Origin of the sequence: Hymenobacter coccineus (genome assembly GCF_001816125.1) — a bacterium.
Lineage (GTDB): Bacteria > Bacteroidota > Bacteroidia > Cytophagales > Hymenobacteraceae > Hymenobacter > Hymenobacter coccineus.
In genome coordinates, this window is record NZ_MDZA01000412.1 from 18978 (window position 1) to 27627 (window position 8650).

Annotated in this window: 7 protein-coding genes; 3 read left to right on the forward strand and 4 right to left on the reverse strand. The window is 63.2% G+C overall.

Translation table 11 applies throughout. The annotated features are described in order from the left end of the window. Positions 1 to 283: 283 nt before the first annotated feature. Complete coding sequence (locus BEN49_RS19255) at positions 284 to 4357, forward strand: metallophosphoesterase (RefSeq protein WP_070746062.1); 4074 nt, start codon at positions 284 to 286, stop codon at positions 4355 to 4357. Between the two features lie 320 nt (positions 4358 to 4677). Here the strand turns inward: BEN49_RS19255 and BEN49_RS29005 are convergent, their stop codons facing one another. From BEN49_RS29005 to BEN49_RS19270, 4 genes are all read right to left on the reverse strand, one after another. Next, complete coding sequence (locus BEN49_RS29005) at positions 4678 to 5295, reverse strand: DUF1016 domain-containing protein (protein ID WP_204376166.1); 618 nt, start codon at positions 5293 to 5295, stop codon at positions 4678 to 4680. A 12-nt stretch (positions 5296 to 5307) separates the two neighbouring features. Continuing rightward, positions 5308 to 5709: a DUF1016 N-terminal domain-containing protein gene (locus tag BEN49_RS29010; protein WP_204376167.1), complete on the reverse strand. Its 402-nt coding sequence runs from the start codon at positions 5707 to 5709 to the stop codon at positions 5308 to 5310. Between the two features lie 60 nt (positions 5710 to 5769). After that, positions 5770 to 6138 carry a Fic/DOC family N-terminal domain-containing protein gene (locus BEN49_RS19265; protein ID WP_070746063.1) on the reverse strand — a complete coding sequence of 123 codons (369 nt, stop codon included), beginning with the start codon at positions 6136 to 6138 and terminating at the stop codon, positions 5770 to 5772. 192 nt (positions 6139 to 6330) lie between these two features. After that, positions 6331 to 7479: an acyltransferase family protein gene (locus BEN49_RS19270; protein WP_070746064.1), complete on the reverse strand. Its 1149-nt coding sequence runs from the start codon at positions 7477 to 7479 to the stop codon at positions 6331 to 6333. A gap of 133 nt (positions 7480 to 7612) precedes the next feature. Between BEN49_RS19270 and BEN49_RS19275 the strand changes: the two genes are divergently transcribed. Next, entirely contained in the window at positions 7613 to 7966 is a 354-nt protein-coding gene (locus BEN49_RS19275) for an ASCH domain-containing protein (protein ID WP_070746065.1), read from the forward strand. A 451-nt stretch (positions 7967 to 8417) separates the two neighbouring features. Then, positions 8418 to 8650 (forward strand): hypothetical protein (locus tag BEN49_RS19280; protein WP_204376168.1); only part of this gene is annotated, 233 nt, incomplete at its 3' end.

Consider the following 8650-nt stretch of genomic DNA (forward strand, 5'->3'; position numbering starts at 1 on the left):
TTGTTGGCCTTGTCTGGTTTATCAGCTTTGGCCGGTTTGTCGGCTTTGGCCAATTCATTGGGAGCTACTTTATCGGGAGCCGCTTTGGCGGGGGCAGCGGGCACCGGAGCTGGGGCCCCGCGGAAACGGGCGGGGCGGCGGGCGGCGGGGCGGGGAGGGGAAGATTTTCCATGCGGGAACGGGGCAGAAGGGCCGCGCGACTGCCTTAAACGCGGGCGCGCTAGGCAAGTTAATCCCGGCGGCGCGGGGAGGCAGGGAGCAACTTGCCCGGGGCCCCGTATTTTTGCAGTATTCCAGCCGCGGCCGGCCCGGGCCCGCCGCCATCCCTAGAAGTTTACTATTTATTATTGGAAGTACTTTATTATATGAAGGCATTTATACGCGTCCTGGCAATATTATTTGTGCTGGTGGCGGGCGCCCCGCGGCGGGCTGGGCCCAGATCGAGGAAATCGGGGAAGCCGGCGAGTCGCCCGATAACCCGCTGCACCCCAAGCCCAACTACCGGCGCTCGGCCGTGGGCTGGGAAAAAACCACGCCCCCCGACACCACGCACATCCGCTACTCGGTGTTCCTGATCGGCGACGTGGGCAACCCCGTGCTGCCGGCCGACGGCGGCGAGCCGTCGCTGAACTTCCTGCGCAAGCAAATTATGCAGGCCGGGGCCCGGAGCACCACCATTTTCCTCGGCGACAACATTTATAACCAGGGCATGCCGCCGGTGGGGGCCCTGGATCGGCGCACAGCCGAGGAGCGCATCACCGCCCAACTCGACGTGCTGAAGGGCTACCAGGGCGAGAAGTATATGACGCCCGGCAACCACGACTGGATTCAGGGCACGCGCAACGGCCTGGCCCAGGTGAACCGCGAGCAGGAATTCACGGAAAACTACCTGAAAAAGGACTCAACGGCCTTCAGCTACACGGGTGACTTTTTGCTGCCCCGCGACGGCTGCCCGGGGCCCTACGAGGTGCGGGTGCAGGACAACTTGGTGCTCATTTTCCTGAACTCGCAGTGGTTCCTGACGCCGGCCGAGCTGCGGCCCGCCAATGGCTTCTGCAACATTTCCTCCAACGCCGACATCTACGCCGAGGTGGAGGACATCATCGCCCGCAACCAAGACAAAAACATCATGGTGGTGGCCCACCACCCGCTGTATTCCGACGGGGTGCACGGCGGCTACTTCACGCTGGCCGACCATATTTTTCCGCTCAGCATCGTCTTCAAGTACGCCTTCGTGCCGCTGCCGATTATTGGCTCGATTTACCCGCTGGCGCGCCACTACGGCGGCATCAGCCAGGACCTGGCCTACCCGGCGTACAAGGCCTACAAGAAGGGCCTGACCGACATTTTTGCCAAGTACCCGAACGTTATCTACTCGAACGGGCACGAGCACAACCTCCAGTATTTCAAGGAGAACAACACGCACTACATCACCAGCGGCTCGGGCTGCAAAACCCAGCACGTGAAGCCCGGCGACGGCGGCGGGGCCCTGTTCTCAGACAAAGAGAAGGGCTTCGTGCGGGTGAATTACTACGACAACGGGGAGGTGTGGAGCGAATTTCTGGTGCCCAACGGCACCGGCGAAACCGCCCACCAGGTGTTCCGCACGCGCCTCTACGCCAAGGGCGCCGGCGGGGCCATTGCGGCCGTGCCCAACCAGGCCTCGGGTAAGCACCACAAGAAGAAAAAGAAGAAGAAAAGCGACGACGACCAGCCCGAGGTGGCCGTGGGGCCCCTGCCGGCCCAGCGCCCCGCCTTCAGCGCCGACAGCGTGCGCACGCTGGCCGTGAATCCGGCCTATAACCGCCACGGCAAGTTCCACAACTGGCTGCTGGGCGAGCACTACCGCGCCGAGTGGGCCACGCCGGTGGCGTTTCCGGTGCTGGACCTGGCCCGCGAGCAAGGGGGCCTCGTGCCCTACAAAACCGGCGGCGGCAAGCAAACCGCCTCCCTGAAGCTGCGCAACGAGGCTGGCCACGGCTTCACGCTGCGCACCCTCGACAAGGACCCCGCCGCGGTGCTGCCCGAGGCCCTGCGCACCGGCCTGGCCAAGGCCGTGCTGCAAGACCAGGTGTCGTCCCAGCACCCCTACGCCTCGTTTGTGCTGCCGCCGCTGGGCACGGCGGCCGGCATTTTGCACACCAACCCAGTGCCACGCTACATCCCCGCCGACCCGCTGCTGGGCCAGTACTTCCCGCAGTTTGCCAACAAGGCCGTGGCCCTGGAGGAAGACGCCAAGGACAACCAGAGCGACGTGGCCAGCCTGGACTTTGCCAAGAAGCTGGTGGACACCGAGAAGATGCTCGGCCGCCTGCTCGACGACAACGACAACCACGTGGACGGGGTGGCCTTCGCCCGCTCGCGCCTGTTCGACATGTGGATTGGCGACTGGGACCGCCACGAGGACCAGTGGCGCTGGAGCGAGCAGAAAAACAAGGACGGCGACCGCACCTACGTGGCCGTGCCCAAGGACCGCGACATTGCCTTTTTCAAGGGCGACGGCGTGCTGCCCTACCTGGCCAGCCGCAAGTTTGCGGTGCGCAACTTCCAGAACTTCGGCTACGACTACGCCGACTACAAGGGCCTGAACCAGACGGCCCTGAGCAACGACCGCACCTTTATGGGCGGCGTGAGCCGGGAGCAGTGGGTGGCGCAGGCCGAGTACCTGAAGGCCCACCTGACGGACGAAGTGATTGAAAAAGCGTTTCATGACAAGTGGCCGGCCCAGATTTACGCCCTGCACGGGGCCGAGATTGTGGCCAAGCTGAAGAGCCGCCGGGCCCTGCTGCCCGACCTGGCCGGCAAGTACGCCGACCTGCTGGCCGACATCGTGGAAGTGCGCGGCTCCAAGAAGAACGAGAAGTTTACGGTGGACCGCCTGCCCAACGGCAACACCCACGTGGTGGTCGAGAAAATCAGCAAAAAGGGCAACCTGAGCACGATTTACGACCGCACGCTCGACGTGAAGGTTACCGACGAACTGCGCCTCTACGGCATTGCCGGGCAGGACGTGTACGTGGTGCGCGGCGACGTGCAGAACGCCATTAAGCTGCGCATCATTGGCGGCACGGGGCGCGACACCATCATCGACCGCTCGCACGTGGCCGGCCTGCGCCACCGCACCCAGGTGTACGACGCCGACACGGGCAACGTGGTGATTCCCAGTTCCGAAACCCGCCTGCGCCTGGAGCCGGGCGTGGATGTGAGCCGCTACGACCACCCCAAGCGCTTCGATCTCAAGGACTACCGCTTGAATTACACCGGCCCGGCTGTGTTTTTTGGCTACAACATCGACGACGGCCTGCTGCTGGGCGGCGGCGTCACGCACCGGCGCTACGGCTTCCGCCGCGACCCGTTTGGCTCGGAGCAAACCCTGACGGCCAACTACGCCCCGGCCCGCGAGGCCTACAACCTGCGCTACGCCGGCCAGTTCACCCGCGTGTTTGGCCACACCGATTTGCACGTGGCCGCGCAGTTCTACGGGCCCCAGCTGCTCTACAACTTCTTCGGCATCGGCAACGACTCGAAGAACCTGACCGACTACGACGACGCGCCCCAGGCCACCAACCGCACCGTCAACAACTCGTACCGGGTGCGCTTCAACCGCCTCTACATCGCCCCTACCTTCGAGCGCCACATCTTCAACTTCATCAAGGTGGGCGTGGGGCCCCAGTACGACCAGTTTCGGGTCGAAACCGACCCCATCGGGCAGGTGATTCAGGACAGCATCGGGGCTGATAACGAGAACCGCCACTTCGGCGTGCGCTCCTCCGATTTCAAATCCAACCAGTACCTGGGGGGCCTGTTCTACTTCAACATCGACGCCGTGGACGCCGAAAAGGACACGCGCATTGGCATCCGCTGGCACAACGAGGCGCAGTACAACTGGCAGCTCAACAGCGAAAAGCTCACCTACGGCCGCCTCAGCTCCGAAATCACCGCCTACCTCACGCCCAGTTTCCCCTTCCGCATTACCTACGCCGGGCGCGTGGGCGTGCAGCACAACATCGGCGACTACCGCTTCTACCAGGCCAACACGCTGGGCGGCACCACCAACCTGCGCGGCTACCGGCGCACCCGCTACGCCGGCCGCACGGCCATCTACGGCAACTTCGAAGCCCGCTTGCAACTGCTGAGCTTCAACGCCTACATCTTCCCCGGCAAGCTCGGCATCCTGGGCCTGGCCGACGTGGGCCGCGTATACTCCGACGTGGACATTCGCCGGGGCCTAAACGCCTTCCACTCCGGCTTCGGCGGCGGCATCTACGTCGACGTGCTCAGCCAGGCCGTCGTAAACGTGACCTACTCCGTGGGCGAAGAAAAACTGGTGTTCGTGGGGTTCAATTTCCTGTTTTAGGGCCCCGGCAGTAGCAGCAAGAAGCCCCGGCTGCCAGTGTGGCGGCCGGGGCTTCGTGTTGAGCCAGAATGCTGGTAATAAGTACCCTTGGGGCCCCGGCGGACTGTTGCAAAAGCACGAGTTGGGCAAAGCAGCGACTGCCCTCGCCCCCGCTACCCCAGCCGCGCCAGCAGCTCGAATAGCGGCTGGTTCACGTAGCAGCGGGCGCGGCCTGAAAAGACGTGCATAGAAAAGGGGCGTTTACTTTACACGTAGTTGAACACGCGTAAAGCAAACCCCTCTTTTCTTTATAGGAGCCACGCTCGGGTTTCGCTACGCGCCTACCCCCGCAGCGCGGCCGCCACGGCATCGAGGCGGCGCACCAGCTCCGCATTGCTGGGGAAGAAGGGGCACAACTCGGCGGGCAGCGTATCGGTGAGGGTGTAGGTAGCGACGCCGATGGGCTTGTTCACGTCGCGCAGGGCAAATTCCACGACCGTGCGTTGCTTGCTTTGGCAGATGATGATGCCGATGCTGGGCTGCTCGTGCGGCTTGCGCACCCGCTCGTTGAGCAAGGATAGGTAGAAATTCATCTTGCCCGCATATTCGGGCCGAAACTCGGTAATCTTCAGTTCCACGGCCACGAGGCATTGCAGCTCGCGGTGAAAGAGCAGCAGGTCGATGAAATATTCCTGACCTTCCAGCTCCAGCCGGTACTGGTTGCCGATGAAAGTGAAGTCGCCGCCCATCTCAATGAGGAAGCGGCGCACGTTGCCAAGCAGGGCCTGTTCCAGCGCGTATTCGGAGTGCTCGGGCGCCAGGGCCAGGAAGCCGAACGTGTACTCGTCCTTCAGCGCCAGCGTGGCGGCGGGCAGCTGGGCCGGGGGCAGGGTTGCGGGGAAGTTGTGCTGGGCTAGGATAGTGTTATCGTAAGCACGGCCTTTAATCTGCTGAGCCAATACAACTTTAGTCTAATGGTACTGCTTCACCAAAGTAAGATAATATAGGCGTTCAGCCGAAGTCTTACACTTCTCAAAAATTAGCACGTTATGGGTCCAGCTTATTTCTCGCACCAATGGTGCGAGAATTGCATCGTGCTGGTATTCAAGGAAAAATGTACGCATTCGCCATAAGTTCGAAACTGAAAACCCGCTCATGCTCACAAACTCCGTTTGCAGGTCGCGGGCCAGATTTTCGACCACGCTTTTACCCCAGCCGTGCTGCTGCTGGCGCTCGGCAATGAGCTGGCCCAGGTCCCAGTACAGCTGCATTTGCTGCTGGTTGACCTGCTGAAGGGCGCGGTACTGCGCCTCGCGCACGCGCTGCTTCACGGCCAGCAGTAGGGTGGAATAGTCGGCAGGAGTGGGCTGCATACGGGGTGGCGAACGGGGGTGAAACAGCAACTTACAACAGCTAGCAGCACCCGCCCGCCGCTACCCCAGCCGCGCCAGCAGCTCAAACAGCGGTTGATTCACGTAGTAGTTAGTCGTGGCGAGGCGGTGTTTCACCAGTAGCCCATCGGCGGCTAATTGGTTGAGGTAGCTTGCGGCGGTGGGGCGGCTCACTTTCAGCTCGGCCTGAAACAACTCGTCGTGCGTAGTGATGATGTTCTCAACGGCCGAACTGTCTTTGGCTTCCTGCAAGGGCAGCGTATCCAGCAAGATGCTTTCGTTGGGAATGGTAGCCACTATGCCTTTCAGCTCGGCTAAGGCCGCACGGGCAGCGGGTAGCTTTTTTAAAACGGCCCGCGTTTCCAGCTCCCCGCTGGGTGGTAGCAAGTTGGGTTGCCAGGTAAGGGACATTGGGATTAGCTGCGCGCGAAAGAGGTATGCACTTTCTGCTTTGTAAAGAAAAGCGGTTTTTGTTTACAAAAGCTGGCTTGGTCTGTAAAAGAAACCGAGTTTTCTTTACAGACCAGGCTACTGCTCATGCTGCAAATTGGCGTTTTGTTTTCAATTCCTACGCTGCTCGTTGGTGCGCCGCTATTACCACCCTCAGGCCGCCTTCACCGCCAGAAACCGCCCTTTCAGCCAGCGCCGCACCGGCTCGTCGTAGAGCTTGAGGCAGGCGTAGGCCAGGACTATCGCGGCGGCGAAGGTGAGCAGGGCCACCGGCCACGCCTGTGCCAGCGGCGGCTTGTGCCGGTTCACCCAGGCGGTGTAGACGTAGATGAGCGGGTAGTGCGTGATGTAGATGGGGTAGGACAGGGCCCCCAAAAACGTGCAGAGCCGCCCGCTAACCGCCCCGCCGGGCTGCCCGCTGGCCCCCAGCCACACCACCAGCGGAAACAGCAGCACGATGCTCAGCGAATCGTAGAGGCCGTTTTGCCAGAGGTGTGCGGCTCCGCCTACCCGCGGGAAGGCCAGCACCGCCAGCAGCAGCAGGCTGCACCACAGAAAGGCGTGCCGCACGCGCCCCAGCGCCGTCACCCGCGAGAGCAGCAGGCCGGCAAAAAATGGGTACAGCATCCGCGTGAAGCCGATGCGCAGCTGCTCGGCGTTCAGCGACCAGCCGCCGATGACGTCGCCGGTGGGGCTGGTGACGGCCAGGTGCACCAGGGCCGCGCCGGCCAGCCCCACCAGCACCGCCAGGGCCCTGTTGGGCAGCCGCCGGGCCCCGAGCGCATACAGGGCGTTGGCGATGTACTCGAAAAACAGCGACCAGCCGGGGCCGTCGAGCGGGTGCATTTCCTGCCAGCCCCGGATGTCCATTGAAATGGGCACCGGCAGCAGGGTGCACCCGATGGCCATGATCAGCAGCACTTTCCATACCGGCACCGCGTGGATGGTGGGCCACAGGGGCGAATCCTGGAAGTAGAAGCACGCCGCCCCGACCACCATGCCCAGCACCACCATGGGCTGCAAGCGCACGAGCCGGGCCGTGAAGAAGCGCTTGAGCGTCAGCCGTTCCCAGCGGTCGTCGTATGCGTAGCCGATGACGTAGCCGGAGAGCAGGAAGAAGAAATCCACGGCCAGGTAGCCGTGGTTGAGCACTTGGTCGAGGTGGCTGGTGGCGTGCGCCTCGCACAGGTGGAAGGCTACCACCAGCAGCGCCGCCACGCCGCGCAGCCCGTCGAGAATGGCGTAGTGGGGCTTCGCGCCCAGTATGCTGGTTTCCGGGTGGGCAATGGCGGGTGCTTCCATGCAAGGGTATTACTGCTGAAGGGGTTTGAGGCAAGGGGCCTTGCCGCCGGTCGGCGGGGCAAAGCGGGCCGTAAGGTACTGCCATGGGGCCCCGGGGCCCCGCCGCGTAGTTTGGGGCCCATCCCGCCCGCTCATGGTCCTTGGTTTCAACGAAGCATTCATTCCGGCTATCGTGGCGGGCACCAAAATCCACACCATCCGGGCGGGGCAGCGGTGGCAGGCCGGGGCGGTGGCGCAGTTTTACGCCCGGGCCCAGCAGCCCGATTGCTACGAGTTCTGGGGCCCCCGGCCCATTGTGGCGGTGCAGGCCGTGGTGCTCACGGCCACCGCGCTGCGCATCGACGGCCGCCCGCTGGGCCCCGCCGAGCAGCTGGCCCTGGCTCGGGCCGATGGCTTTGCCACCGCTGCCGAGCTGCTGGCTTTTTTTGCCGATCAGCCAATGCCCTTCCACGGGCAGCTCCTGCATTGGACCGACTGCCGGTATTAAAGCAATTTCAGGGTCAGTGGCTAGTAGCGCCCCTGTGTGAACCTCACGGGACCCCTGCGGGGTGGCCCCTCTCAAAGAGAGGGGTGTGTTCAAATTGTTCGTCCAGGTACTGGCACCCCTCTCTTTTGGAGAGGGGCCGGGGGTGAGGTTCTGGTACACTGACTGCGCATTTGCTCTAAAGCGGCTTCCAAAGCCCGCGTGCCCGGGGCGGTAGGTCGTTTGGCGTTCGCCCGGCAACGGAATGCCATTCCGTTTTGCACGCTTGGCGCGGCCGTTGGGCCAGCAGGGTCTGGACATTCGGGCGGTTGGTCGAGGTTCTGGGGCCCTCGGGCCGAAAATTTCGAGCGCGGGCCATTTGCGGCCGTGGGTTTGCATAAGGTATTTCAGGCAGCGGTTGCTGATTTTTTAGTTCGCAACCACTTGTCTGTCAAATACTTTATTGTCAAGCGCCATGAAAAATATCCTGACTGCCGCCTTTGCCGCCGCCGTGCTGCTGGTGGCTCCCAGCGCCTTCGCCGCCCCCGCTGCCAACCAGAAAGCCCCCGCCTATTCGCCCGCCGCGCAGGGCCCTGCCTACTATGGTGGCCCCGGCTACCGCAACGCCTACGATCGTGGCCCCCGCCCCGGCTACCGGGCGCCGTACTACCGCCCCGCCGGCTACTACCGCGCCCCGGCCCCCCGTCC